At 74.8% G+C, this 24,718-nt stretch carries 23 protein-coding genes; 11 read left to right on the top strand and 12 right to left on the bottom strand.

Annotated elements, in window-relative coordinates:
- The first annotated feature begins 103 nt into the window (after nucleotides 1-103).
- Nucleotides 104-691, top strand: coding sequence for a diguanylate cyclase domain-containing protein (locus ACGBYP_RS14710; RefSeq protein WP_411585333.1), 588 nt, complete (start codon nucleotides 104-106; stop codon nucleotides 689-691).
- A gap of 44 nt (nucleotides 692-735) precedes the next feature.
- Here ACGBYP_RS14710 and ACGBYP_RS14705 read toward each other — a convergent pair whose 3' ends face one another.
- Nucleotides 736-1,644, bottom strand: a complete 909-nt coding sequence (locus ACGBYP_RS14705) for a haloalkane dehalogenase (protein ID WP_411585332.1) — start codon at nucleotides 1,642-1,644, stop codon at nucleotides 736-738.
- 97 nt (nucleotides 1,645-1,741) lie between these two features.
- Here ACGBYP_RS14705 and ACGBYP_RS14700 point away from each other — a divergent pair, with 97 nt between their 5' ends.
- The 4 genes from ACGBYP_RS14700 (at nucleotide 1,742) to ACGBYP_RS14685 (ending at nucleotide 5,417) form a co-directional block, all read left to right on the top strand.
- Entirely contained in the window at nucleotides 1,742-2,503 is a 762-nt protein-coding gene (locus ACGBYP_RS14700; RefSeq protein ID WP_411585330.1) for a MerR family transcriptional regulator, read from the top strand.
- A gap of 141 nt (nucleotides 2,504-2,644) precedes the next feature.
- Nucleotides 2,645-3,733 carry an FUSC family protein gene (locus ACGBYP_RS14695; RefSeq protein WP_411585329.1) on the top strand — a complete coding sequence of 363 codons (1,089 nt, stop codon included), beginning with the start codon at nucleotides 2,645-2,647 and terminating at the stop codon, nucleotides 3,731-3,733.
- A gap of 64 nt (nucleotides 3,734-3,797) precedes the next feature.
- Nucleotides 3,798-5,045: an MFS transporter gene (locus ACGBYP_RS14690; protein WP_411585327.1), complete on the top strand. Its 1,248-nt coding sequence runs from the start codon at nucleotides 3,798-3,800 to the stop codon at nucleotides 5,043-5,045.
- A gap of 39 nt (nucleotides 5,046-5,084) precedes the next feature.
- Nucleotides 5,085-5,417 (top strand): TfoX/Sxy family protein, encoded by a 333-nt coding sequence (locus ACGBYP_RS14685; protein WP_411585326.1) that lies wholly within the window; start codon nucleotides 5,085-5,087, stop codon nucleotides 5,415-5,417.
- Here ACGBYP_RS14685 and ACGBYP_RS14680 read toward each other — a convergent pair.
- Complete coding sequence (locus ACGBYP_RS14680) at nucleotides 5,414-6,271, bottom strand: class I SAM-dependent methyltransferase (RefSeq protein WP_411585324.1); 858 nt, start codon at nucleotides 6,269-6,271, stop codon at nucleotides 5,414-5,416. The two genes, ACGBYP_RS14685 and ACGBYP_RS14680, sit on opposite strands and share 4 nt — an antisense overlap.
- A 110-nt stretch (nucleotides 6,272-6,381) precedes the next feature.
- Between ACGBYP_RS14680 and ACGBYP_RS14675 the strand changes: the two genes are divergently transcribed.
- Nucleotides 6,382-8,085, top strand: a complete 1,704-nt coding sequence (locus ACGBYP_RS14675; protein ID WP_411585322.1) for an FAD-binding oxidoreductase — start codon at nucleotides 6,382-6,384, stop codon at nucleotides 8,083-8,085.
- A 37-nt stretch (nucleotides 8,086-8,122) separates the two neighbouring features.
- Nucleotides 8,123-8,461, top strand: a complete 339-nt coding sequence (locus tag ACGBYP_RS14670) for a lipid asymmetry maintenance protein MlaB (protein ID WP_411585321.1) — start codon at nucleotides 8,123-8,125, stop codon at nucleotides 8,459-8,461.
- A 6-nt stretch (nucleotides 8,462-8,467) separates the two neighbouring features.
- Here ACGBYP_RS14670 and ACGBYP_RS14665 read toward each other — a convergent pair whose 3' ends face one another.
- Nucleotides 8,468-8,719, bottom strand: a complete 252-nt coding sequence (locus ACGBYP_RS14665) for a hypothetical protein (RefSeq protein ID WP_411585319.1) — start codon at nucleotides 8,717-8,719, stop codon at nucleotides 8,468-8,470.
- A gap of 200 nt (nucleotides 8,720-8,919) precedes the next feature.
- Between ACGBYP_RS14665 and ACGBYP_RS14660 the strand changes: the two genes are divergently transcribed.
- The gene (locus tag ACGBYP_RS14660; protein ID WP_411585318.1) at nucleotides 8,920-10,422 is read left to right on the top strand and encodes a DUF3352 domain-containing protein; all 1,503 of its coding nucleotides are present in this window, start codon (nucleotides 8,920-8,922) and stop codon (nucleotides 10,420-10,422) included.
- Between the two features lie 95 nt (nucleotides 10,423-10,517).
- Complete coding sequence (locus ACGBYP_RS14655) at nucleotides 10,518-11,759, top strand: arginine deiminase (protein ID WP_411585317.1); 1,242 nt, start codon at nucleotides 10,518-10,520, stop codon at nucleotides 11,757-11,759.
- An 11-nt stretch (nucleotides 11,760-11,770) separates the two neighbouring features.
- On the opposite strand, the gene ACGBYP_RS14650 is transcribed toward ACGBYP_RS14655, so the two are convergent.
- Nucleotides 11,771-12,562: a zf-HC2 domain-containing protein gene (locus ACGBYP_RS14650; RefSeq protein WP_411585316.1), complete on the bottom strand. Its 792-nt coding sequence runs from the start codon at nucleotides 12,560-12,562 to the stop codon at nucleotides 11,771-11,773.
- Between the two features lie 48 nt (nucleotides 12,563-12,610).
- Between ACGBYP_RS14650 and ACGBYP_RS14645 the strand changes: the two genes are divergently transcribed.
- Nucleotides 12,611-13,165 (top strand): sigma-70 family RNA polymerase sigma factor, encoded by a 555-nt coding sequence (locus ACGBYP_RS14645; protein ID WP_411585315.1) that lies wholly within the window; start codon nucleotides 12,611-12,613, stop codon nucleotides 13,163-13,165.
- 47 nt (nucleotides 13,166-13,212) lie between these two features.
- Here the strand turns inward: ACGBYP_RS14645 and ACGBYP_RS14640 are convergent, their stop codons facing one another.
- Both ACGBYP_RS14640 and ACGBYP_RS14635 read right to left on the bottom strand, forming a co-directional pair.
- The gene (locus tag ACGBYP_RS14640; protein ID WP_411585314.1) at nucleotides 13,213-14,217 is read right to left on the bottom strand and encodes a cytochrome c oxidase assembly protein; all 1,005 of its coding nucleotides are present in this window, start codon (nucleotides 14,215-14,217) and stop codon (nucleotides 13,213-13,215) included.
- 199 nt (nucleotides 14,218-14,416) lie between these two features.
- Nucleotides 14,417-15,352: a DUF5926 family protein gene (locus ACGBYP_RS14635; RefSeq protein ID WP_411585313.1), complete on the bottom strand. Its 936-nt coding sequence runs from the start codon at nucleotides 15,350-15,352 to the stop codon at nucleotides 14,417-14,419.
- 41 nt (nucleotides 15,353-15,393) lie between these two features.
- Between ACGBYP_RS14635 and ACGBYP_RS14630 the strand changes: the two genes are divergently transcribed.
- Complete coding sequence (locus ACGBYP_RS14630; protein ID WP_411585312.1) at nucleotides 15,394-16,605, top strand: cytochrome P450; 1,212 nt, start codon at nucleotides 15,394-15,396, stop codon at nucleotides 16,603-16,605.
- 135 nt (nucleotides 16,606-16,740) lie between these two features.
- On the opposite strand, the gene araA is transcribed toward ACGBYP_RS14630, so the two are convergent.
- The 6 genes from araA to mmsA form a co-directional block, all read right to left on the bottom strand.
- Nucleotides 16,741-18,243, bottom strand: a complete 1,503-nt coding sequence (araA, locus tag ACGBYP_RS14625; RefSeq protein ID WP_411585311.1) for an L-arabinose isomerase — start codon at nucleotides 18,241-18,243, stop codon at nucleotides 16,741-16,743.
- Between the two features lie 11 nt (nucleotides 18,244-18,254).
- Nucleotides 18,255-18,929 carry an L-ribulose-5-phosphate 4-epimerase gene (locus ACGBYP_RS14620; RefSeq protein ID WP_411585310.1) on the bottom strand — a complete coding sequence of 225 codons (675 nt, stop codon included), beginning with the start codon at nucleotides 18,927-18,929 and terminating at the stop codon, nucleotides 18,255-18,257.
- Entirely contained in the window at nucleotides 18,926-20,584 is a 1,659-nt protein-coding gene (locus tag ACGBYP_RS14615; RefSeq protein WP_411585308.1) for a xylulokinase, read from the bottom strand. The genes ACGBYP_RS14620 and ACGBYP_RS14615 overlap by 4 nt, the downstream gene beginning before the upstream one ends.
- 114 nt (nucleotides 20,585-20,698) lie before the next feature.
- Nucleotides 20,699-21,736, bottom strand: coding sequence for a LacI family DNA-binding transcriptional regulator (locus tag ACGBYP_RS14610; protein WP_411585306.1), 1,038 nt, complete (start codon nucleotides 21,734-21,736; stop codon nucleotides 20,699-20,701).
- A gap of 91 nt (nucleotides 21,737-21,827) precedes the next feature.
- Nucleotides 21,828-23,084: a multiple monosaccharide ABC transporter permease gene (mmsB, locus tag ACGBYP_RS14605; protein ID WP_411585304.1), complete on the bottom strand. Its 1,257-nt coding sequence runs from the start codon at nucleotides 23,082-23,084 to the stop codon at nucleotides 21,828-21,830.
- Complete coding sequence (gene mmsA / locus ACGBYP_RS14600; protein ID WP_411585302.1) at nucleotides 23,081-24,619, bottom strand: multiple monosaccharide ABC transporter ATP-binding protein; 1,539 nt, start codon at nucleotides 24,617-24,619, stop codon at nucleotides 23,081-23,083. The genes mmsB and mmsA overlap by 4 nt, the downstream gene beginning before the upstream one ends.
- Nucleotides 24,620-24,718: the final 99 nt, after the last annotated feature.

Raw genomic sequence — 24,718 nt, 5'->3', positions numbered from 1 at the left:
CTCCTTCGGGTCACCGGCCCCCGCGTGCCTCAAGTGCGCCCGCCACCCTGCCGACCTGGGAGGTGAGGAGGCCGGGACCCGGCCGCGCGGGACAGGAGGGGTCATGGACACCATTCGGCTCGAGGAGTCGCAGGACGTGCTGGTGCAGACGGCGGCCGTGATCGCCGCCCAGCGTCAGTTCGCACAGCGGCTGCGGCAGCGGACGGTCCCGGACCCGCTCACCGGGCTGCCGGTGCGCAGCCTGCTCATCGACCGGCTCGAGCTCGCGCTCGCCGCGTCCGGGCCGACCACCGGCCTGCTGGGCGTGCTCTCCTGCAACCTCGACGGCATCACCGCCCTGGAGGACGTCCGCGGCCGGGCGGTCGCCGACGCCGCGCGCGCCGAGGCCGCCGGCCGGCTGGTCACCGCGGTGCGGCAGGGCGACGTGGTCGCCCGGATCAGCGCCCAGACCTTCGTCGTGCTCTGCCCCGGCATCACCGACGCCGACGACGCGCAGGGCATCGCACGCCGGATCGCCTCGGCCTTCGACGAGCCGCTGCGCCCCCGCCCGGACGTCGCGCACCGGGTCCGGCTCAGCGTCGGGGTGGCCCTGTCCGGGCGTGCCTCGACCGCGGAGTCGCTCATCGCCTCGGCCAACGAGGCGATGACCCAGATCCGACACGAGCGCCAGGGCTCCGGCCGCCACGGCTGACGCGGGGTGGACCCGCCGCCGTGACGGCGGCGGGTCCACCCCGCTCAGGCCAGGGTCGGGATCCAGTCGGCCAGCGCGCGGCCCAGCGCGTCGGGGGCGTCCTCGGCGACCAGCCGACCGGCCGGCAGGGCGACCTCGGTGAGCGCCGGCCAGCGGCGCACCACCCGGCGCATCCGGTAGGAGCGCTGGGCGGGCGGCTCGGTGTCGACGAACAGCTTGGGCACCGGGCTGTGCGCCAGCCACTGCCCGGCCCGGTCGACGACGTCGTGCACGCCCGGCGGCACGTGGTCGACCGGCAGCTGCCGGACCCACTCCAGCGTCGGCCAGCGGTCGGCGGGGTCCAGGAAGGGCCGCCGGTACCGGTCGTGGGCCTGGGCGGACAGCCCGCGCAGCACGGACGCCGGCAGCAGCTCCTCGACCACGACGTCGCCCTGCAGCGCGTACTGCTCGCCGTCGGGCCCGCGCAGCTGCTGGTACAGCCGCTTGGTGTCGTCGGGGACGTCGGCCCAGATGACCGGCTGGACGACGGGCTCCATGAACGCGATGCCGCGCACCGCGCCGGGGTTGCTGCGCGCCCAGTCGAAGGCGAGCGCCGACCCCCACTCGGACCCGACGAGGACGACGCGGCCGGTGACCTCGATCTTCTCCAGGAACGCGGCCAGCAGCTGCGCGTGCCGGTCGAAGGAGTAGCTGCCCGGGCCCGGGTGCGGCAGCCTGCTCGACTCCCCCATGCCGATCAGGTCGACCGCGATGCACCGGCCCAGCTGCTGCACGTGCGGGACGACGTTGCGCCACAGGTACGACGAGGTCGGGTTGCCGTGCAGGAAGACGATCGGGTCGCCGTGCCCGACGTCGACGTAGGCGAGCTCCAGCTCGTGGTCCTCCTCGCGGCCCAGGCGCACCCGCTGGCGGGGGAAGGGGTCGTCGGCGGGGACGGGAGCGAGGTCGGCCATGCCCCGGGGGTGCCCCGTCGTCCCGTCGTCCGAAACGGCGCTTGACCCTGACGCGACGTCAGGCTGTTGCCTGGTCGGCGTCAGGAGAGGAGGGGCGATGAGCTGGACGGTGGGCGAGCTGGCCCGGCTGACCGGGGTCACGGTGCGCACGCTGCACCACTACGACCGCATCGGGCTGCTGCGGCCCAGCGGACGGACGGCGGCGGGCCACCGCCGCTACGACGTCCACGACCTGGACCGGTTGCACCAGGTGCTGGTCTACCGCGGGCTCGGGTTCCCCCTCGAGGAGGCCGCGACCCTGCTGGACGACCCCGACGCCGACCCCGCGGAGCACCTGCGCCGGCAGCACCGGCTGCTGCGGGACCGGCTCGAGGCCACCGCGGCGATGGTCGCCGCCGTGGAGAAGGAGATGGAGGCACGGCAGATGGGGATCTCCCTGACCCCGGAGGAACGGTTCGAGGTGTTCGGCGACCGGCTCCCGGAGGAGCACGCCGCCGAGGCCGAGGAGCGGTGGGGCGAGACCGAGGCATGGGCGCAGTCGCAGCGCCGGACGGCGGCGATGGCCAAGGAGGACTGGCTGCGGGTCAAGGCCGAGACCGACGACGTCGAGCGCCGCTTCGCCGCCGCCCTCGCCGCCGGGGTGGCCGCCGACTCGGCCGCCGCCATGGACCTCGCCGAGGAGCACCGGCAGCAGATCACCCGGCACTTCTACGACTGCTCGCCCGAGGTGCACGCCGGCCTGGGCCGGATGTACGTGGAGGACCCGCGGTTCACCGCGCACTACGAGCAGGTCGCTCCCGGCCTGGCCCGGTACGTCAGCACCGCCGTCCAGGCCAACGCCGCCCGCCAGGGCGGCTGACGCCACCGCCCCACCCGGGGCGAGTCGGGCCCTGCCCCCACCTGGGGGCAGGGCCCGACCGGCGCTGACACCACCCCGCCGGGACGGACGTCACGGCCGGTCCTGCGGCGGACCGGCCGGCCGGGGACGCATGCTGGCGGGATGGGTCGGGTGATCGGGGTGCTGCAGCAGCCGTGGGTCCAGCGCGGCATCCGGGCGGCGCTGGCCGCGGCCCTGGCCTGGCAGGCGGCGCTGCTGCTGCCCCCCGCGCTGTCGGCCTACGCCTACTACGCCCCGCTGGGCGCGATCATCGCCGTCTCCCCCACCGTCGCGGACTCCGCGTCGGCCGCCTGGCGCAGCGTGCTGGCGATCCTGATCGGCTTCGGCCTGGCCGTGGCCGTGCACGAGGTGACCCGCGCCCTGCCCGACACGCTCACCATCGGGCTCATCGTGGCGCTGGCCATCGCGGTGGAGCAGTGGCGGCTGCTGCGCGAGCAGGCCAGCTGGGTCAGCTTCGCCGCCGTCCTGATGATCACCGTGGGCACCTCGGACCCGACCGAGTACGCCGTCCGCTACGCCGGGCTCACCCTGCTCGGCGCCGCGGTGGGCGTGCTGGTGACCACCGTGCTGTTCCCGCCGCTGCAGCTGACCACCGCGGTCCAGCGGATCGCCACGACCCGGGAGCTGCTCGCCGGGCACCTGGAGGAGATGGCCGCCGGGCTGCGCACCGGCCGGATCCCGGCGCCGGATGCCTGGGCCCAGCGCACCGAGGTCCTCGGCGGCGCGCTGGACCGGATGCGCAGCGCCGAGGCCCGGGTCGAGCGGGCGCGGCGGGCGAACCCGCGGGCCCGCCACTGGCAGGGCACCGCCGGCAGCATCCGCGAGCAGTCCCGCGCGCTGGACCGGGTCGCGGTCCTGGTCGACGACCTCACCGACCTGGTGGTGGAGTTCGAGCCGCACCGGCGCGGGCTGGACCGGGTCGACGGCGCCACCGGCTGGGTGCTCGCCGACGCGCTGACCGGGCTGGCCCGCGTCGTCCGGATCCCGTACCACGCCACCGACACCGAGCCCGACGAGCGGGACGCCGCCATCGCCGACGCCGTCGCCGCGCTGGACCGGCTCACCACCCTGCTGCGCACCTCGGAGATCGCCGACGACGAGGGGTTCTTCGCCCTCGGCGCGGTCACCGTCGGGATGCACCGCTCGCTGCAGACCCTCGAGGCCCACGTCCGTTTCCCGGTCGCCACCTGACCCGGTGCGCCCTCAGCGGAAAGCGGACGACCCGGTGCCGGGACGCGGCTAGGGTCTCCTCCTCGTGAGCCGCATCGCTGAGGTCGTCGTCCCGGCTCGCCTGGGCAGGAGCTTCCGCTGGCTGCTCGCCTCGTCCTGGACGTCGAACCTCGGCGACGGGATCGCGCTGGCGGCCGGGCCGCTGCTGGTCGCCTCGCTCACCCGCGACGCGTTCCTGGTCGCCCTCGCCGCGACGGTGCAGTGGCTGCCGCCGTTGCTGTTCTCCCTGCTCGCCGGCGCCCTCACCGACCGGCTCGACCGCCGGCTCATCGTCGTCACCGTCGACACCGCCCGCGCCGCGGTGCTGGCCGTGCTCACCCTGGCCGTGGCCACCGACCGGGTGTCGATCGTCGTGGTGCTCGCCGCGCTGTTCGTGCTGGCCACCGCCGAGGTGTTCGCCGACAACAGCTCCCAGACCCTGGTGGCGGTGCTGGTCGCGCGGGAGGACCTCGCGGTCGCCAATTCCCGGCTGCAGACCGGCTTCATCACCGTCAACCAGCTCCTCGGGCCCCCGCTGGGCGCGGTGCTGTTCACCGTCGGCGCCGCCTGGGCGCTGGGCGCGCAGGCGGTGGTCATCGCCCTCGGGGCGGTGCTGGTCAGCCGCGTCGTCCTGCCCGCGCGGGAGCCGGTCGCCGGGCCGCGGCGCGCCCTGCGGCACGACATCGCCGAGGGCCTGCGCTGGGCGGTGGCGCACCCCGCCGTGCGCACGCTGGTGCTCACGATCGCCATCTTCAACGTGACCTTCGGCGCCGCCTGGTCGGTGCTGGTGCTCTACGCCACCGAGCGGCTGGGGCTGGGCGAGATCGGGTTCGGGCTGGTCACCACCGTCGGCGCGGCCGGCGGCATCACCGGCGGGCTGGTCTACGGCTGGATCACCCGGCGGGTGAGCCTGGGCGACCTGATGCGCATCGGCCTGGTCATCGAGACGCTCACCCACCTCGCGCTGGCGCTCACCCGCAGCCCGTGGGTGGCGCTGCCGGTGTTCTTCGTCTTCGGCGCGCACGCCTTCGTCTGGGGGACGACGTCGGTCGCGGTCCGCCAGCGCGCCGTCCCGCTGGAGCTGCAGGGTCGGGTGGGCAGCGTCAACCAGGTCGGCGTCTTCGGCGGCCTGGTGGTCGGCTCCGGGATCGGCGGGGTGCTGGCCCAGCACGGCGGGGTGACCGCCCCGTTCTGGTTCGCCTTCGCCGGGTCGGCGGTGTTCGTGGTGCTCATCTGGCGCTCGCTGCGGCACATCGCGCACACCGACGAGCAACCGGTGCCCGCCGCGGCCTGATCCCTTGCCCGCGACGGCGGCGGGGCGGGACGCTGGGGCATGGCGTACGACCGTGAGCTCGCCGACCGGCTGCGGGCCGAGCTGGCCGCCGACCCGCGGGTCACCGAGCAGGCGATGTTCGGCGGCCTGGCGTTCCTGGTCGACGGCGCGATGGTGGTGGCGGTCAGCGGCCGGGGCGGGCTGATGGTGCGCTGCGACCCGGCCCGGGCGACGGAACTGGTGGCCGCCGACGGTGTCGACCGGATGGTGATGCGCGGCCGCGAGCTCGACGGCTGGCTCCTGGTCGACCCCGGCGTCCTGGACGACGACGCCGCGCTGCGCTCCTGGGTCGCCGTCGGCCAGGCCGCCACCGCCGGCGTCCGGGACGACTAGGCCGGGCCCCGCTGCCGGGTCCCGCCGCGAGCGTGCGGGTGGTGGGGGGCGGCGGGGTCCTCGGTCCGGATCAGCAGCTCGCCGTGCAGCATGCCGAGCCAGCCGTCGTCGGCGTCCGCCCAGTCCAGCCAGGCCGCGGCGACGTCCTCGAGCTCGGCGGTGGTGGCCAGGCCGTAGGCCACCGCCTGCTCGGCGAACGCCGAGGCCGTCGCCCGGCCGGCCCACGACCTCCCCCACCACGCGCGCTCGGCCGGCGTGGCGTAGCACCAGGCGCCGGTGGTCGCGACCACGTCCCGCAGCCCGGCGGCGTGCGCCCAGGACCGCAGCCGGCGGCCGGCGTCGGGCTCGGCGCCGTTGCGCCGGGCCACCTGGTGGTACAGCTCCAGCCAGCGGTCGAGCCCCGCGGACGCCGGGAACCAGGTGGTGGCCGCGTAGTCGACGTCCCGCACGGCCACCAGGCCGCCGGGCCGGCAGACGCGGGCCATCTCCCGCAGCGCCGCGACCGGGTCGGTGAGGTGCTGCAGCACCTGGTGGGCGTGCACGACGTCGAAGGAGGCGTCGTCGGCCGCGAGCCGGTACACGTCGCCGACGGCGAACTCGACGGCCACCTGCGCCTGCCCGGCCAGCGCACGGGCCTCGTCCAGCGGCGCGGGCGAGACGTCCAGCCCCACGACCCGGCCGGGGGCCACCCGGGCGGCGAGGTCGACGGTGATCGTGCCGGGCCCGCAGCCGACGTCGAGGACGTCGAGCCCGGGCCGCAGGTGCGGCGCCAGGTACGCCGCCGAGTTCTCCACCGTGCGCCAGCGGTGCGACTGCAGCACCGCGTCGACGTGCCCGTGCGTGTAGGTGTCCACCCCGCCACCCTGCACCATCGTCCCGAACAGTGGAACCACCTTCCCGCACAGTGGGACGGCGCCACGGCGACCTCCCCGCCCGGGGCCCTCCGCCACGGCAGACTGCAGAGGTGCCCGAGCGTCCGGAACTGACCGTCCAGGGCTGGGGGCCGCCGACCGGCCGGGTCGCCACGGTGGCCGCCCGCGAGGGCACCGACGACGGCGTCCTGGAGCTCGCCCCCGACGTCCACCTCGGCCGGACGCTGCCCGCGGGTGCCCGCCGGCACCTGTCCCGCGAGCTGGGCTGGACCCCGCGGTCGACCCCGCCGGTCCCGCTGGCGGAGGTGCAGCTGCCACCGTCCCGCCTCGACCCGGCTGCCCGGGTGCACCTGGTGGCGCTGCTGGGGGCCGAGCACGTGGCCGACGACCGCACGACGCGGCTGGCCCACGCCGGCGGGCGCAGCTACCTGGACCTGGTCCGCCGCCGCGCCGGCGACGCCTCCGACGCCCCGGACGCCGTCGTCTTCCCCGCCGACACCGCCCAGGTCGCGGCCCTGCTGCGCTCCTGCAGCCAGCTCGGCGTGGTCGTCGTCCCGTACGGGGGCGGCACCAGCGGCGTCGGCGGACTGCCCGGCACCGACGTCGACGACCGGGCCGTGGTCGCGGTCGACCTGCGCCGGATGGCCGACGTGCACGCGGTCGACGTCCCCTCCTCGCTGGTCACCGTGGGCCCGGGGCTGCGCGGCCCGGACCTGGAGACCGCGCTGGCCGCCCAGGGCCTCACCCTCGGCCACACGCCGCGGAGCTGGGAGTTCGCCACCCTGGGCGGCTGCGCGGCGACCCGTTCGGCCGGCCAGTCGGCCACCGGCCCCGGCCGCTTCACCGACCTCGTCGCCGGACTGACCCTGGCCACCCCGACCGGCGTGCTCACCCTCGGCACCACGCCGGGCACCACGGCCGGGCCGGACCTGCTGGGCCTGGCGCTGGGCTCCGAGGGCACGCTCGGGGTGATCACCGAGCTGCGGCTGCGGGTGCGCCCGGCGCCCCGGCGCACCGTGCACGAGGGGTGGTCGTTCCGCACCTGGGCCGCCGGGCTGGCCGCGCTCCAGCGGCTCGCGCGGCACGACCTGCTGCCCGACGTCGTCCGGCTCGGCGACCCCGACGACACCCGCGCCACCCTGCTGCAGGGGCGCGGCCCCGGCGCCCGGCTGCTGCGGGCCCGGTCACGCACCCGGCGGCAGGGCGGAGGCTGTCTGCTGGTCGTGGGCTGGGCGGGGCTGCCGACGATCGTGCAGGCGCGCCGCTCGGCGGCGGCCTCCGTGCTGCGCGACGGCGGGGCGACCCGGCTCGGCCGCCGGCCGGGGCAGGCCTGGCTGCGCTCGCGCACGGCCGCGCCGTACCTGCGCGACCGGCTGATGGACGCCGGGCTGCTGGTGGCCGAGCTGGACACCGCCGCGACCTGGACCCAGCTGCCGGCGGTCTACGACGCGGCGCGCCGGTCACTGGTCGGGTCACTGTCGACGTCGGGACGCCGGCCGCTGGTGCTCACCTCGGTGTCCTCCGCCTGGGCCACCGGGGCCGCGCTGGCCCTCACCGTGCTGGCCGACCGGGACGACGACCTGCCGCTGCAGCAGTGGCTCACCGCCAAGCGCGCGGCCACCGACGCGGTGCTGGCCGCCGGCGGCACGCTGACCCACCACTCCGGGATCGGCGCCGACCACCGGCCGTGGCTGACCGGGGTGGCCGGCGCCCCGGGCGTGGACGTGCTGCGGGCGGTCAAGGCCCAGCTGGACCCGGCCCGGATCTGCAACCCGGGCGTGCTGCTGCCCGACTGAACGCGTTTGAGCAGCTCAGCAGGGGTATGGCAGGACCATGTCCTCCGGCGCCGACCCTGCCGACGGACCGGCTGCCGGCGAGGTCCGCTGGACCGAGGACGACGCCGGCCCGCTGCTGGCGTTCACCGGCCGGATCGACCGCGAGACCGTGCGCCGGTTCCGGCTGCTCGTACCGCCGGCGTCCTGGCCGGCCCGGGCCGACCTGTCCGCGGTGACCGCCCTGGACGTCGCGGGGCTGGAGCTGCTGGTGCACCTGGCCCGCAAGCCCGCCCGCACCGGCTCCCGGCTGGAGCTGCTGCAGGTACCGGAGCGGCTGCGCCCGGCGATCGACCGTGCCGGCCTGTCGCAGCTGCTCCCCCGGCCCGCGGGGTCCTGAGCGCGGTCAGCTCCGCGGGGGGCGCCGCACCGCGGGCAGCCGGGGCGCCAGCTGCCGGGTGAGCCAGCCGCCCACGAACGCGGCGACGACCACCACCAGGACGAAGCCGAGCGCGCTGATCGCCTCGACCCCCACGGCCTGCAGCACGAGCAGGAACACGACCGCCACCAGGAGCGAGATGCCGGCGGCGAGCATGACCAGCAGCCAGCGCGGCGGGCCGGCCGGGGTGTCGGGGCGGCGGGACGACGTCGGGCTCACCGCGGTAGTGGACCACGCCCGGGCGCCCCCACCGTCGTCCCCGTCCCCCGACCTGCTGGTCCTGCGGCCGATCACGGCCACATCCGGTCCCGCGCGTGCTAGAACCACGCCACCGGCATCGACACCGCAGGTCACGGCCTCGGGTGGACCACCGGCTGACCGCAGCCGGGGCCGATGCCCTGACGACCTGGAGACCCCTCGTGACCCAGCCGCCCGCGGCCGGACCCACCCCTCCCCCCGGCGCCGGCTGGTCGGGCGCCGACGAGATCCACGACGGGCTCCCGGCCGCCCCCGCCGAGCCCGGAGCCGGCGGGCGCGGCCTGCGGCGCGGCCTGCTGGTGGCCGGCGCCACCGCGGGCGTCCTGGTGCTCGGCGGGACCGGCTACGCCGTCGCGACGTACGTCTCCGGTGGCGGCAACCAGCCCGAGGAGGTGCTCCCGGCCGACACCCTCGCGGTCGTGAAGCTCGACCTCGACCCGGCCGCCGGCCAGAAGATGGCGGTGTCCTCGCTGCTGGACCGCTTCCCGTCCCTGACCTCCGGCGAGGACGACGACGACCTCCGCAGCACGCTGGTCACCCCGCTGCTGGCCGACAACGAGTGGGGCCTGACCTACGAGCAGGACGTCGAGCCGTGGCTGGGCAACCGGATGGCCGTGGCCGCGGTCCCCGACCCCGGCTCGGAGGCCGGGGTGGCCGGCGTCGTCGTCCTGGCGGTGACCGACGAGGCCGCGATGACCGAGCGCCTCGAGGCGGTGCCGGCGGACTCCTTCGCCTTCGCGGTGCGCGACGACTTCGTGCTGCTCGGCGAGGACCAGGCGCTGGTCGACCGGCTGGCCGCCGGGGGCAGCACGCTGGCCGAGGACGCCGGGTACACCGAGGACGTCGACGCCCTCGACGGCGACCAGGTCGCGGTCGCCTGGGCCGACCTCGCCGGGCTGCAGGACGTCGTCCCGCTGGCCGAGGCCGGGGCCGGCCTCGGCGACCAGGCGCTCAGCGGGCGGGTGGTGCTCGGTGTGCACGCCGAGGACGACGCGCTCGAGGTCACCGGCCTGACCCGCGGCACCGCGCCCACCACCTCCACGGCGGCCACCGAGCCCACCGGCCTGGCCGCCGACCTGCCCGCGGACACGGTGGCCGCGCTGTCGGTCAGCGGTCTCGGCGAGGCGCTCACGACGTCCTGGGCCACCCTGCAGGAGTCGGGCATCCCGCCGGAGTTCGAGGAGCAGATCGAGGCGCTCGGTCTCGACCTGCCCGCCGACCTGGGCGCCGTCCTGGGCACCGACCTCGCGGTGGCCGTCACCGGCGACCTCGCGGCGCCGCAGTTCGGCGCCCGGGTCCGCACCGACGACCCGCAGCGGGCCACCGAGGTGATCGACCGCGTGGCCGGGGACGCCGAGCTGCCGGTCGCCGTCTCCCCGCTCGACGACGGCTACGTCCTGGCCAGCGACCCGGCGCTCGCCGACGCGCTCGCCGCGGACGGCGGGCTCGGGGACACCGAGGCGTTCCGGGCGGCCGTCGCCGACCCCGACGACGCCGGGGCCATCGGGTTCGTCGACCTGGGGGAGCTGATCGACGAGGTCGTCGCGCAGGGCGGCGACGACGCCGCCCAGGCCCAGGAGTACGCCGCGCTGGGCGCGCTCGGGTTCAGCGCCTCGACCACCGACGACGGCGGCCGGTTCGTCCTGCGGGTCACCACCCGCTGACGCCCCGCGGGCGGGTGGGCCCTCGGGCCCACCCGCCGGCACCGGCGGGTGAGCCGGGCTGGCCCCGGCGATCGGGATCGGCGAGGCTCGACGGCATGACCGCCGCGAGCCCGACCTCCGCTCCCGTGGGCGTCCGCAGCGAGGTGGGCCGGCTGCGCACCGTGCTGCTGCACCGCCCCGGCGACGAGCTGCGCCGGCTGACCCCGCGCAACAACGACCAGCTGCTCTTCGACGGGGTCCCGTGGGTCGACCGCGCCCAGGAGGAGCACGACGCGTTCGCCGCCGCGCTGACCGAGCGCGGGGTCGAGGTGCTGCACCTGGACCGGCTGCTGGCCGAGGTCATGGCGCTGCCCCCGGCCCGGGACGAGGTGATCGCCGCCGCCGTCGACGACCCGCGGCTGGGCGCCACGCTGCGGCACGCCACCACCGCACACCTGGCCGGCCTGGCCCCCGAGGACCTCGCGCGGGCGCTGATCGTGGGGGTGGCCCACGACGAGCTGCGCGGCGGCCGCGGGCTGGCCTACCAGCTGATGGGCCGGGGCGAGTTCGTCGTCCCGCCGCTGCCCAACCTGATGTTCACCCGCGACTCCTCGGTCTGGGTGGGCGGGCAGGTCGCCGTCACGTCGCTGGCGATGCCGGCCCGCGACCGGGAGAGCGCGCTCACCGCGGCGCTGTACACCCACCACCCGCGGTTCGCCGGGGTCGAGCAGCTCTACGGTCCGCACCTGGAGCACCTGGAGGGCGGCGACGTCCTGCTGCTGGCGCCGGGCGTGCTGGCCGTGGGCGTGGGCGAGCGGACGACCGCCGGTGGCGCCGAGCGGCTGGCCCGGCGGGTGTTCGCCCGCGGGCTGGCGTCCACGGTGCTGGTCGTCCCGATCGCCCAGGAGCGGGCCACCATGCACCTGGACACCATCGCCACGATGGTCGACGCCGATGCGCTGGTCATGTACCCCGCCGTCGCCGACTCCCTCCAGGCCTGGACGGTGACCGCCGGCGACGAGCCGCCCGACGACGCCGACACCACCGAGCTGTCGGTCACCGGGCCGCAGCCGTTCCTGGTCGCGGCCGCCGCGGCCATGGGCATCGACCGACTGCGGGTGATCGACACCGGCCTGGACCCGGTGACCGCCGAGCGCGAGCAGTGGGACGACGGCAACAACACCCTCGCGCTGGCGCCCCGGCTGGCGGTGGCCTACGAGCGCAACACGGTCACCAACGCCGCACTCGAGGCCGCCGGGATCGAGGTGCTGGCCATCGCCGGGTCGGAGCTGGGCAGCGGCCGCGGCGGACCGCGCTGCATGTCCTGCCCGGTGCTGCGGGACCCCCTGCCGGCCTGACCCGTCGCGGGTCAGGCCGCCTGCTGCTCCCCACCGGCGGCGACCGCGTGACCGTCGCCGGCGGCCGCAGCAGCCTGGCCCGGGCCGACGGAGGCGACCGCGTCGCCCGGCCACGGCCCGGTCCGGCTCACCGGGGCGGGCGCGGCGCCGCCGGGCGCATGGCGCCGGCGCGCCGGCCACGCCGTCCCGGTCGGCCGCGGACCGGTGCGGGCGGCGCGGCCCCGGAACGCCAGCAGGCTCACCAGCACCGCGCCGGCGAGCAGCAGCAGGTGCCCGGTGGCCCGGGAACCGTGCACGTGCCCCGCACCCAGGTCGTGCAGCGTCACCCAGCTGAGCAGCGCGGTGAAGGACAGCAGGAACGGCAGCGACCCGGGGGCCAACCGGGGCAGCGCGGCGACGCCGAGGAAGCACACGGCCAGCCCGAGGTTCCACGCGCCGGTCTCGTGCGCCAGGTGCACCGAGCCCGCGGCGTCCATGGCGCCGGTCAGCGCCGGCCACCCGACGGCGAGCTGCGCGACGCCGACGACCAGCAGGGCCGCCCGGAGAGCGAGGCCGGTCACGCGTCCCCGCCGGCCCACCGCCCGGCCGCCCTCGGGCAGCCGGGCGAGCACCGCGGCCGTGACGTCGGGCACGGCGGCGGCCGGGGCCAGCCGGGCACGACGGGTCACCTCGGCGGCGGCGTCGGCCCAGTTCCGGCAGGTCAGGCAGCCGGCGAGGTGCTCGTCGAGCCGTTCCTGGGGCATGCCGAGGGGCTCGCCGTCCAGGCCGGCCGAGACGGCCTCTCGAAAGGGAGCACAGTGCACGCTGGCATAGTCGCCCACGACAGGCGATGAGTTCCCGGGAGGCCGTGGGTGGGGCAGCTGGAGGACCTGGCGGCCCGTGCTGCCCAGGGCGACCCGGCCGCGCAGGCGGCGCTGATCCGGGAGACGCAGGCCGACGTGTGGCGGCTGTGCGTCCACCTCGCCGACCGCCAGGTGGCCGAGGACCTCACCCAGGAGACCTACCTGCGGGCGCTGCCGGCGCTGGCCCGCTTCGAGGGCCGCTCGTCGCTGCGCACCTGGCTGCTGTCGATCGCCCGCCGGGTCTGCGCCGACCACCTGCGCAGCCGCAAGCGCCGCGGGCTGGTGCTGGTCTCCGACGACACCGACCTGGCCGCGCTCGAACGGGACGTCCCCGTCGACGAGGTCGGCGGCACGGTCGCGGCGCAGGACGCCCTCGACCGGCTCGACCCCGAGCGGCGCGAGGCCTTCGTGCTCACCCAGCTGATCGGGCTGCCCTACGCCGAGGCGGCCGAGGTGGTCGGCTGCCCGATCGGCACCATCCGCTCCCGCGTGGCCCGCGCCCGCGCCGACCTGGTCGAGGCCCTGCAGGCCGCCGACCACCCGCGCAGCCGCCGTCCGTCCTGAGTGTCCCGGGGAGGGCGGAAGTGGCCACTCCCGCCCTCGGGGGTGCGTCAGCCGTTCTGGGCGGCCAGCCGGCGCAGGCGCTCGTTGTAGGCGACCAGGGCCGGGTCGTCGCCGCTCTCGCCGCGGGCGATGGCCCGGTCGCGGGCGCGGTCGGCGGCCTTGTTCGACCGCTCCTCGGACCTGGCCCACTGGAAGAACACCACCGCGAGCACCAGCACCGTCGGGAACTCACCGAACGACCACGCGATGCCACCGGCCGCACCCTGGTCGAACAGCGGGTCGATGCCCCAGGACGCCGGCGGGGCGGCGAAGCTGGTGAGCAACTCGGTGTTGCTCATCATCACGATGACGCCGAAGAAGGCGTGGAACGGCGCGGGCAGCAGCAGCTCGAGCATCCGGCCGCCGTGCCCGGACCGGCGCGGCCACGGGTCGATCGCCAGGATCGGGCCGAAGAACAGCATCCCGGTGGCCAGGAAGTGCAGCAGCATGAACGTGTGGCCGGGCGTGGTCGACATCAGGTCGTCGAACAGCGGGGTGAAGTAGACGCCGTAGAGGCTGGCGATGAACAGCGGCACGGTGAACAGCGGTGAGGAGACCGCCTGCCCGAGCCGGCTGTGCAGCCCGGTCAGCAGCAACCGCCGGGGCATGCCCGCCGGGCCCTGGTCGGCCGGGAGCGCGCGCAGCGCCAGCGTGACCGGGGCGCCCATGAGCAGCAGCAGCGGCGTGATCATCGTCAGCACCATGTGCTGGACCATGTGCAGGCTGAACAGCGCCATGCCGTAGGTCTGCAGGCCGCTGGCGGTGACGAAGAACAGGCTCGCGCAGCCGAGCATCCAGGTCACGGTGCGCAGCGCCGACCAGTGCACGCCCCGCTGCCGCAGGCGCAGCAGCCCCACCCCGTAGCCGAGGGCCATCAGGACGGCGAGCCAGGCGACCGGCGAGGCGGCGCCCAGGTCCAGGGCCAGGACACGGCCCAGGGTGGGCGGCAGCTCCGGGACGTGCATGTGCATCCCGCCCATGCCGTCCATGCCGCCCATGTCGTGCTCGCCCACCGTCGTCCTCCTCAGTCCTGCGTGCCGCCACCACGGTAGGCCGGTGACCGGACCGCCGCCGCACGCCCGGACAGTCGTCCGCCGTCGGTCCCGGGTTCCCGCGGGTTGGATCAGGTCCCCTGATCGAAATCTGTCCCCCTGCACCAACGCTGGTGCAGGGGGACAGACGGTGATCAGGGGACCTGATCACCGTCTGGGGTCAGCGCAGGGTGACCTGGCGGGAGAGCAGTCCTGCGCGGGCGCGGCGCTCGTCGCTGGTCAGGGGGTCGGTCACGGCCAGCGCGTCGGCCAGCCGGGCGTCCAGCTCGGACGACGGACCGGCCCAGTCGGCGCCCGGCGCCTCGGCCGGGACGTCCCACACCGGGACGACGAGGCCCAGCGCGCGGAAGGCGCCGGCGTACCGGGTGCCCTCGCCCAGGGTGAGCTGCTCGGCCGCGGAGAGCCGGGCCAGCGCGTCGAGCAGCGCCTCCTCCGGCTCGGGGCGGGCCCACCGCACGTGCGCGCGGTCGGTGCTCGGGCGGCACCAGTAGGCGGCCTCCAGGCCGGCGAGCCGGACGGTCGGCATGACCATCTCGTTGGCCTGCTCGAGCCCGGCCCGGGTGGCGGCGTCGAGCTCGGCGCCCTCCAGCCAGAAGCCGAAGTCGTCGTGCACGGTGACCTCGAAGGGCGCGGAGAGGTCGAGCAGCTCCTGCAGCCGGGGGCCGGCCGAGCCCGCGCCGCCGATCGGGCCCGGGTCGACCGGGGCGCCGGCGGGGGCCTGCAGGGCGGCGGCCAGCGCCGTCCCGAGGTCGCGGCTGACGTCGTCGGAGGAGGTGGGGAGCTGGACGCCGAGCAGGATCTCGCCGCCGGCGCGGACGAGCGCCGGGACGGCGCCGGGCAGCACGCTGGCCAGGGTGACCGCGCGGCCCTCGGTGGTGGTCAGCGTCGCCGTGGCCGCCGGGACCAGCTCGCGCATCGCCACCCAGTCGGGCTCGCCGGGCAGGCCCTCGAACGGGCGCAGCACCGGCTGGGCGTAGCCCGAGCCGTGGCAGTGCTTGTAGCGGCGGCCGGAGCCGCAGGGGCAGGGCGCCTTGGGGTTGATCTCACCCTCGGCCGCGGGCGCAGCGGCGGGACGGCGGGTAGCAGTGCGGGCCATGCGCCCCAGGTTATGCGGCGCGCGGCTCGTACCCTCCGGAGGTGACGCTCGTGCCCCCGCCGCTGGACCTCGCCGACCCGGCCGTCGTGGCCGACCCCTACCCCGCCTTCGCCGCCGCCCGCGCGCAGGCGCCGGTGCAGTGGTCGGAGGAGATGGGCCTCTGGCTGGCGTTCACCCACGCCGAGTCCAACGCCGTGCTGCGGGACCGGCGGCTGGGGCGCATCTGGTCGGACAAGGAACCGGCGCAGCGGTTCGAGAGCTTCAACCTGATCCACCGCAACGCCATCCTGGAGATGGAGCCGCCCACGCACACCCGGCTGCGGCGGCTGATCAGCGCCGCCTTCGCCCGGGGGCACGTGGAGCGGCTGCGGCCGTGGGTGCAGGAGCTGGCCGACTCCCTCGTCGACGGGCTGGTGGAGCGGTCGGCCGGGCAGACGCCGGTCGACGTCCTGTCCGGGATGGCCGAGGAGCTGCCCGTCGCGGTGATCGCCGAGCTGCTCGGTGTCCCGGCCGCCGACCGGCCGCTGCTGCGGCCGTGGTCCAACGCGATCGTGAAGATGTACGAGTACGGCCGGACGACGGAGACCGAGGACGACGCCGAACGCGCGGCCGCGGAGTTCGTGGCCTACCTGCGCGGGCTGGCCGCCGAGCGGCGCACCGCCCCGGGCGAGGACCTGCTCAGCCACCTGGTCACCGTGCGCGACTCCGACGGCGACAAGCTGACCGAGGACGAGCTGGTCACGACCTGCATCCTGCTGCTCAACGCCGGCCACGAGGCGACGGTGAACGTCAGCGGCAACGGGCTGCTCGCGCTGCTGGAGAACCCCGACCAGCTGCAGCGGCTCCGCGAGGACCCGGCGCTGCTGCCCACGGCGATCGAGGAGCTGATGCGCTACGACTCGCCGCTGCAGCTGTTCGAGCGCACCGCGACCGAGGACGTCGCGATCGGCGGCATCACCGTGGAGCGCGGGCAGAAGATCGCCGCGCTGCTGGGCGCGGGCAACCGGGACCCGCAGGTGTTCACCGACCCGGACACCCTCGACGTCGGCCGCACCGACAACCCGCACATCACCTTCGGCGCCGGGGTGCACTTCTGCATCGGGGCACCGCTGGCCCGGGTCGAGCTGCAGGCCTCCTTCGGCGCGCTGCTGGGCCGGACGTCGTCCCTCGAGCTGGGCGCCCCGGCCGTGCGCCGTCCCGAGTTCGTCATCCGCGGCCTGGCCGACCTGCCCGTGGTGCTGACCGCCCGCTGACCGTCCCGGGGCCCTGGTCGCGGACATGGCCCCCGCAGACGACGACGCCCCGGCCAGGGGGTCCTGGTCGGGGCCTCGAGGTGGGGTCCGGTCACCCGCGGCGACTCGGGGGGTGCCGCCGCGGGTGACCGGGGTTCAGAGACGCGCGGCCAGCCGGTGGTAGGCCGCGCTCCAGCGCAGCTCCTTGGCGAGCGAGCGCCGGGTGGTGTCGGCGTCGATGACGACCAGCTCGGTCTGGAAGACCTCGGCCAGGTCGGTGAGCTCCTCGGCACCCAGCTGGGTGGACAGCACCGTGTGGTGCGGCCCGCCGGCGGTCAGCCAGCCCTCGGTGGCGGTCTCGAAGTCCGGCCGGGGCTCCCAGACGGCCCGGGCCACCGGCAGGTTCGGCAGCGGCTCGGAGGGCTCGACGACGTCGATCTCGTTGGCCACCCAGCGGAACCGGTCGCCCAGGTCCGACCAGCCGATGGTGATGCCCTCGGCCGGCGCGGCGGTGAAGACCAGGCGGGCCGGGTCCTCGCGGCCGCCGATGCCCAGCGGGTGCACCTCCAGGCGCGGGCGCTCCCCCGCGATCGACGGGCACACCTCGAGCATGTGGGCGCCGAGGATCTTCGGGGTGTCGCTGGCCAGGTCGTAGGTGTAGTCCTCCATGAAGGAGGTGCCACCGGGCAGGCCCTGGGCGGCGACCTTGAGCACCCGCAGCAGCGCCGAGGTCTTCCAGTCGCCCTCACCGCCGAAGCCGTAGCCGTCGGCCATCAGCCGCTGGACGGCGAGGCCGGGCAGCTGGCGCAGCCCGCCGAGGTCCTCGAAGTTCGTGGTGAAAGCACCGAAGCCGCCGTCGGTCAGGAACGAGCGCAGCGCCACCTCGATCCGCGCCTGGTAGCGGACGCTGTCGTGCCGCGCGCCGCCGGGACGCAGGTCGTCGTCCATGTCGTAGAGGTCGCCGTACTCGGCGATCACGGCGTCGACGGCGGAGTCGCCCACGCGGTCGACGACCTCGACGAGGTCGTTGACGCCCCAGGTGTTGACCGACATGCCGAAGCGGATCTCGGCCTCGACCTTGTCGCCCTCGGTCACCGCGACGTTGCGCATGTTGTCGCCGAACCGGGCCAGCTTGAGGCCGCGGGCGGCGGCGGCACCGGCGGCGGCGCGGGCCCAGGACCCGACCCGGGCCTGCACCCGCGGGCTGGCCGCGTGGCCGGCGACGGTGGTGCGCGGGGTGCGCAGCCGGGTGAGCATGAACCCGTACTCCCGGTCGCCGTGGGCGGCCTGGTTGAGGTTCATGAAGTCCATGTCGATGGTCGACCACGGCAGCGCCGCGTCGGCCTGGGTGTGCAGGTGCAGCAGCGGCTTGCGCAGCGCGTCCAGCCCGCTGATCCACATCTTCGCCGGGGAGAAGGTGTGCATCCAGGTGATGACGCCCAGGCAGTGGGGGTCCTCGTTCGCCGCGCCCATCATCGACCGGATCGCACCGGAGTCGGTGAGCACCGGCTTCCAGACGATGCGGACCGAGACGTCGGAGGCCCCGTCGAGGGTCTCGGCGACCCGCTGGGACTGCTCCGCCACCTGCTGGAGGGTCTCCTCGCCGTACAGCCCCTGGCTGCCGGTGAGGAACCAGATCTCCTGGCCTTCGAATGCCACTCGGTGCTCCTTCATCGCTGTCCGTAGACGTTCTGGTAGCGCTCGTACAGGGAGTCGATGTCCGCCTGCGCGATCGGGACGGGCTCCCCCAGCTGGCGGGAGAGGTGCACGGTGCGGGCGACGTCCTCGGTCATGACGGCGGCCTTGACCGCGGCCTTGGCCGAGGGCCCGATGGTGAAGACGCCGTGGTTCTTCATCAGCACGGCCGGGGAGCGGTGGCCCTGCAGCGTCGCCACGATGCCCTGGCCGATGGAGTCGTCGCCGATCAGCGCGAACGGCCCCACCGGGACCGGCCCGCCGAACTCGTCGGCCATCGCCGTCAGCACGCAGGGGATCTCCTCGTGCCGGGCCGCCCAGGCGGCGGCGTAGGTGCTGTGCGTGTGCACCTGGCCGTTGACCTCGGGCATGTTCCGGTAGACGTAGGCGTGCGCGGCGGTGTCGGACGACGGTGCCCGGACGCCGTCGACGGCGTTGCCGTCGAGGTCGCAGACGGTGATGCCCTCCCAGGTCAGCTGGTCGTACTCGACGCCGCTGCCCTTGATGACGAACAGGTCCTCGCCGGGCACCCGCTCGGACACGTTGCCCGAGGTCCAGGTGACCAGCTCGTAGCGGGTCAGGTACGAGTGCAGGTGGGCGACGTGCTCGCGCTGCGCCTGGTGCGTGCCGTTCTCGGTGGGGGCGGTCATGCCGGCTGCTCCTGGGTCTCGGGGGTGGTCGGGGCGCCCACGGCCACGTGCTCCACGGCGGCCCGCTCGACCGGGAAGCCGGCCAGGTACCGCTGCATGAAGGCGTCGAAGCCCGCGACGTCGGCGGGGTCGGGCTCGACGGTCTGCAGGCTCGCGCCGGTGAAGACCGTCGTGCCGAGGTAGTCGGCCAGGCCCTGCTCCGGTGTGCGCCCGGCGGCGGCGAAGGCGGCCAGGACGGCGATGCCCCAGGCACCGCCCTCGGCGGCGACGTCCCCGACCGAGACCGGGGTGTCGATCGCGGCCGCGAGGAACCGCTGCGCCACGCCCTCGGTCTTGAACAGGCCGCCGTGGGCGAACATCCGGTCCAGCCGCACGCCTTCGGCCTTCTGCAGCACGTCCATGCCGATGCGCAGCGTGGCCAGCGACGAGTACAGGTGCGTGCGCATGAAGGCACCGAGGTCCAGCGGGCTGTCCGGGGACCGGAGGAACAGCGGGCGGCCCTCCTCGAGCTCGGTGATCGGCTCGCCGGAGAGGTAGTTGTAGGCGAGCATCCCGCCGCCGTCGCCGGCCCCGTCGAGCGCGGCGGTGAACAGGGTGCGGAACACCGTCGCGGAGTCGGCCTCGGCGCCCAGCGCGCGGGCGAACTGGCCGAACAGCCCCGCCCAGGCGTCGAGCTCGCTGGCGCCGTTGTTGCAGTGCACCATCGCCACCGGGTCGCCGGCGGGCGTGGTCACCATGTCCAGCTCGCGGTGCACGGCGCCGAGCCCGCCCTCGAGCACGACCATCGCGAAGATCGACGTGCCGGCGGAGACGTTGCCGGTGCGGGGCGCCACGGAGTTCGTGGCCACCATGCCGGTGCCGGCGTCGCCCTCGGGCGGGCACAGCAGCGCGCCCGGGCGCAGCCGGCCGCTGGGGTCCAGCAGCCGCGCGCCGGCGTCGGTGAGCGTGCCCGCCGGCTCGCCGGCGACGGCGATGGCCGGGAGCAGCCCGGCCAGGCCCAGCTCGGCGCCCGCCTCGGCGGCCAGCTCGTCGAAGCGGGCCAGCATCGTGGCGTCGTAGGCGCCGGTCGCGGGGTCGATCGGGAACATGCCGCTGGCGTCGCCGACGCCGAGCACCTTCTCGCCGGTGAGCTGCCAGTGCACGTAGCCGGCGAGGGTGGTCAGGTGGTCGATCCGGCCGACGTGCTCCTCGCCGTCGAGCACGGCCTGGAACAGGTGCGCGACGCTCCACCGGTGCGGGATGTTGACCCCGAACTCGGCGCTCAGCCGCTCGGTCGCCCGGCCGGTGTTGGTGTTGCGCCAGGTGCGGAACGGCGTCAGCAGCTCACCGTCGGCGTCGAGGGCCAGGTAGCCGTGCATCATCGCCGAGACCCCGAGCGCGCCGACGCCGGTCAGCTCGACCCCGTGGCGGCGCTGCACGTCCGCGGCCAGGGCCGCGACGCTCTCCTGCACGCCGGCCCAGACGGCCTCCAGCGAGTAGGTCCACACCCGGTCGACGAGCTGGTTCTCCCAGTCGGAGCTGCCCACCGCCAGCGGGGCGTGGTCGGGCCCGATCAGGACGGCCTTGATCCGGGTCGAGCCGAGCTCGATGCCCAGGGCCGTGCGGCCCGCGGTGATCGCCGCCGCAGCGTCCCCCACCGTGTCGACGCCTGCCATGTGCGGCGCTCCTTCCGCCCATCGTGGATGGGCTGTCTCAGCGATCGGGGAGGCCGCGGGCGCGGCACGGTGGTCGATTGTTAGCGCTAACAAGAGGCCCGTCAAACGCCCCGGTCACCCTCGCGGGTGGACCGGACCCGTCGTGCTGCGGACCACCAGCCGCGGCAGGACCGGCTCGGCCTCGGCGGCCTGACCGCTCAGCCGGGCCAGCACCAATTGCACGCCGCGGCGGCCCAGCTCGGCGAAGTCCTGGCGCACGGTGGTCAGCGGCGGGGTGAAGTACCCGGCCTCCGGGACGTCGTCGAAGCCGACCACGCTGATGTCGCCGGGCACCGACAGCCCCGCGTCGTGCAGGGCGTTGAGCAGCCCCAGCGCCATCTGGTCGTTGGCCACGAACACGGCGGTGACCTCCGGCCCCACGCCGTGCTGCATCCGGGCGACCAGCTCACGGCCGGCGTCGTGCCCGGACTGCGGCCACCAGTCGCCGCAGACCACCTCCGGCACGGGCGCGCCGGCGGCCAGCAGCTCCGACCGCCACCCCACCAGTCGGCCGCGGGCCTCCATGGAGTCGGTGGGCCCGGTGACGTGGTGGACCGTGCGGTGCCCGAGCTCGAGCAGGTGCCGGGTCGCCAGCGCGGCGCCGACCTCCTGGTCGACCCAGACGGTGGGCCGGGCCTCGTCGCGGCCCACCTGGACCGCGATCAGCGGCACCGGCGACTCGAAGCGCCGCAGCGCCTCGACCGCCTGGCCGTAGGTGGACAGAGCGATGACCGCGTCGACCGACTGGGCCACGAACCGGTCCACCGCCTCGCGCATCGCCACCTCGCTGTCCTCGTCGAGGACGGCGACGCTGAGCGAGTACCCGGCCGCCCGCGCGGCCTTCTCCAGGCCGAGCAGGGTCTGCGCCGGGCCGTACTGGTTGATGTGCGAGGTCACCAGCCCGAGCGTGCGGGTGGACCCGGTGACCAGGGCGCGGGCGGCCGCGTTGGGCCGGTAGCCCAGCTCGGCGATGGCTCGCTGCACGCGCTCCCTGGTCGACGGTGCGACGTTCGGGTGGCCGTTGACCACTCGCGACACCGTCTGGTGCGAGACACCGGCGCGCGCAGCGACGTCGGACAGGCCCAGCGCGCGCGGCACACTCTCGGGCAGCACGGTTCTCCCTCCGAGGGGGCGGCACCGTTGCCGCCCCCGGTGTGGGGGGCGGCGTCGGTGCCGCCCCCCGCCGGTGGAACTGCTGACTGCCTCAGCGGGAGGAGCCGGCGCGCCGCTTGTTGTAGACGTCGAAGGCCACGGCCAGCAGCAGCACGAGCCCCTTCACGACCGACTGGATCTGCTGCTCGACGCCCATGAGCTGCATGCCGTTGCTCATGACGCCGACGAGCAGACCACCGACCATCGCGCCGACCACGGTGCCGACACCACCGGTGACGGCAGCGCCACCGATGAAGGCCGCCGCGATGGCGTCGAGCTCGAAGCTGTTGCCCGCGCCGGGCTGGGCACCGTTGGAGCGCGAGGAGAAGATGATCCCCGCGACCGCGGCCAGGAAGCCCATGTTGACGAAGATCCAGAAGTTGACGACCTTCACCTTGACGCCGGACAGCGTCGCCGCCGCCAGGTTGCCGCCGATGGCGTAGACCTGGCGCCCGAAGACCGAGCGCTTGGTGATCGTCGAGTAGGCCAGGATCAGCACGCCGAGGATGATCAGCACGATCGGCAGGCCACGGGCGTGGGCCAGCTGCCAGGCGAAGGCCATGACGACGACGGCGACGAGCACAACCCGGGCGACGAAGAGCGGGAAGCTCTCGACCGGCTGCTTGTAGCGGATCCGGGCGACGCGGGTGCGGAAGCCGCTCACCGCGTAGCCGGCGACCGCGAGGGCACCGATGAGCAGCGTGAACGCGTCGTAGCCGTTGCCGCCGAGCAGGCCGTTGAGGAAGCCGCTGGCCACCTTCTGGTACTCCGCCGGGAAGGGCGACAGCGAGGTGTTGTTCAGGACCTGCTGGGTGGCGCCGCGGAAGATCAGCATGCCGGCGAGGGTCACGATGAACGCGGGGATGCCGACGTAGGCGACCCAGAAGCCCTGCCACATGCCCACCGCGATGCCGACGGCCAGCGCGGCGAGGATGCCGACCCACCAGGGGGCACCGTTCTTGATCACCAGGACGGCCGAGACCGCGCCCGAGAGGGCGACGACCGAGCCGACCGAGAGGTCGATGTGGCCGGCGATGATCACGATGACCATGCCGATGGCCAGCACCAGCACGTAGGAGTACTGCAGGATGATGTTGGTGATGTTGCCCGGGCTCAGCGACGTCCCGCCGGTGAGCACCGCGAACAGCACGACGACCGCGAAGAACGCGATGTAGATGCCGCTCTGCCGCAGGTTGCGGGTGAGCAGGTCGCGCAGGTCGCTCGTCCCGGTCTTCAGCGCCTTGGCCGAGGCGTCGGGGACCTCGGGCGGGGTGTTGTTGGTCTGGGTGGAACCCACGGACGTGCTCATGCTGCGAGCTCCCTCTCCTTGGTCATCAGCTTCATGAGGCTCTCCTGGGTGGCCTCGTGCACCGACTGCTCGCCGGTGATGCGGCCGGCCGACAGCGTGTAGATGCGGTCACACGTGCCGAGCAGCTCGGGGAGCTCGGACGAGATGATGATGACGGCCTTCCCGGCCGCCACCAGCTGGTTGATGATCGTGTAGATCTCGTACTTGGCGCCGACGTCGATGCCGCGGGTGGGCTCGTCGAGGATCAGCACGTCAGGGTCGGTGAACAGCCACTTGGACAGCACGACCTTCTGCTGGTTGCCACCGGAGAGCTTGCCGACGATCGAGGACACGCTGGGTGCCTTGATGTTCATGTCGCGCCGGCTGTCCTCGGCGACCTTGGTCTCCTCGTTGCCGTTGACCCAGCCGCCCTTGGCCAACTTGGCCAGCCCGGCGGCCGAGACGTTGCGCCGGATGTCCTCGATGAGGTTGAGGCCGTACTTCTTGCGGTCCTCGGTGGCGTAGGCGATGCCGGCGTCGATGGCCTCGGAGACGCTGCGCGCCTTGACCTCGCGGCCGTGCACGAAGATCTTGCCGGACTCGTACCGACCGTAAGAGCGGCCGAAGACGCTCATCGCCAGCTCGGTGCGGCCGGCGCCCATGAGCCCGGCGATGCCGATGACCTCACCGGCGCGGACGTTGAGGTCGGCGTGGTCGACGACGAGGCGGTCCTGGCTGGGGTGCCGGACCGTCCAGCCCTCCAGCCGGAGCACCTCCTCACCGGGGTGCGACACGCGATCGGGGTAGTAGGACTCCAGGTCGCGGCCGACCATGCCGCGGATGATCCGGTCGGTGTCCACGTCGGGGGCGCTCATGTCCAGCGTCTCCACCGTGCGGCCGTCGCGGATGATCGTGGTGCTCTGCGCGATCGCCACGATCTCGTTGAGCTTGTGCGAGATGATGATCGAGGTGATGCCGCGGTCGCGCAGCCGCCGGAGCAGGTCCAGCAGGTGCGCGGAGTCGTCGTCGTTGAGCGCAGCGGTCGGCTCGTCGAGGATGAGCAGCTTCACGTCCTTCGACAGCGCCTTGGCGATCTCGACCAACTGCTGCTTGCCCACGCCCAGGGAGCCGACCGGGGTCACGGCGTTCTCCGCCAGGCCGACCTCCTCGAGCAGCGCGGCGGCGTCGGCGTTGGCCTTGTTCCAGTCGATGAGGCCGCCGCGGCCCTTGCGCTCGTTGCCCAGGAACATGTTCTCCGCGATGGACAGGTACGGGACCAGCGCGAGCTCCTGGTGGATGATCACGATCCCCTTGTCCTCGCTGTCGCGGATGCCGGAGAACCGCTGCACCTCGCCGTCGAAGACGATCTCGCCCTCGTAGGTCCCCGCGCCGTAGACGCCGGAGAGCACCTTCATCAGCGTCGACTTGCCGGCGCCGTTCTCGCCACAGATCGCGTGGACCTCACCGCGCCGCACCTGCAGCGTGACCTCGCTCAGCGCCTTGACGCCGGGGAAGGTCTTGGTGATGGAGCGCATCTCCAGGATGTTGTCGCTCATGGACTCCGTAGTCCTCAACCTCTCCGATGGGTGGGCCGGGGAACTGACACCCGGCCCTGGAAGCACGATTGCCCGGCAGCCCGGGTGGCCCCGGCCGGA

The organism is Modestobacter sp. SSW1-42, from assembly GCF_046635825.1.
In the GTDB taxonomy this organism is placed as follows: Bacteria; Actinomycetota; Actinomycetes; order Mycobacteriales; family Geodermatophilaceae; genus Modestobacter.
Note: the sequence above shows the minus strand (reverse complement) of the source record. Positions and strands in the feature narration are given on the sequence as shown.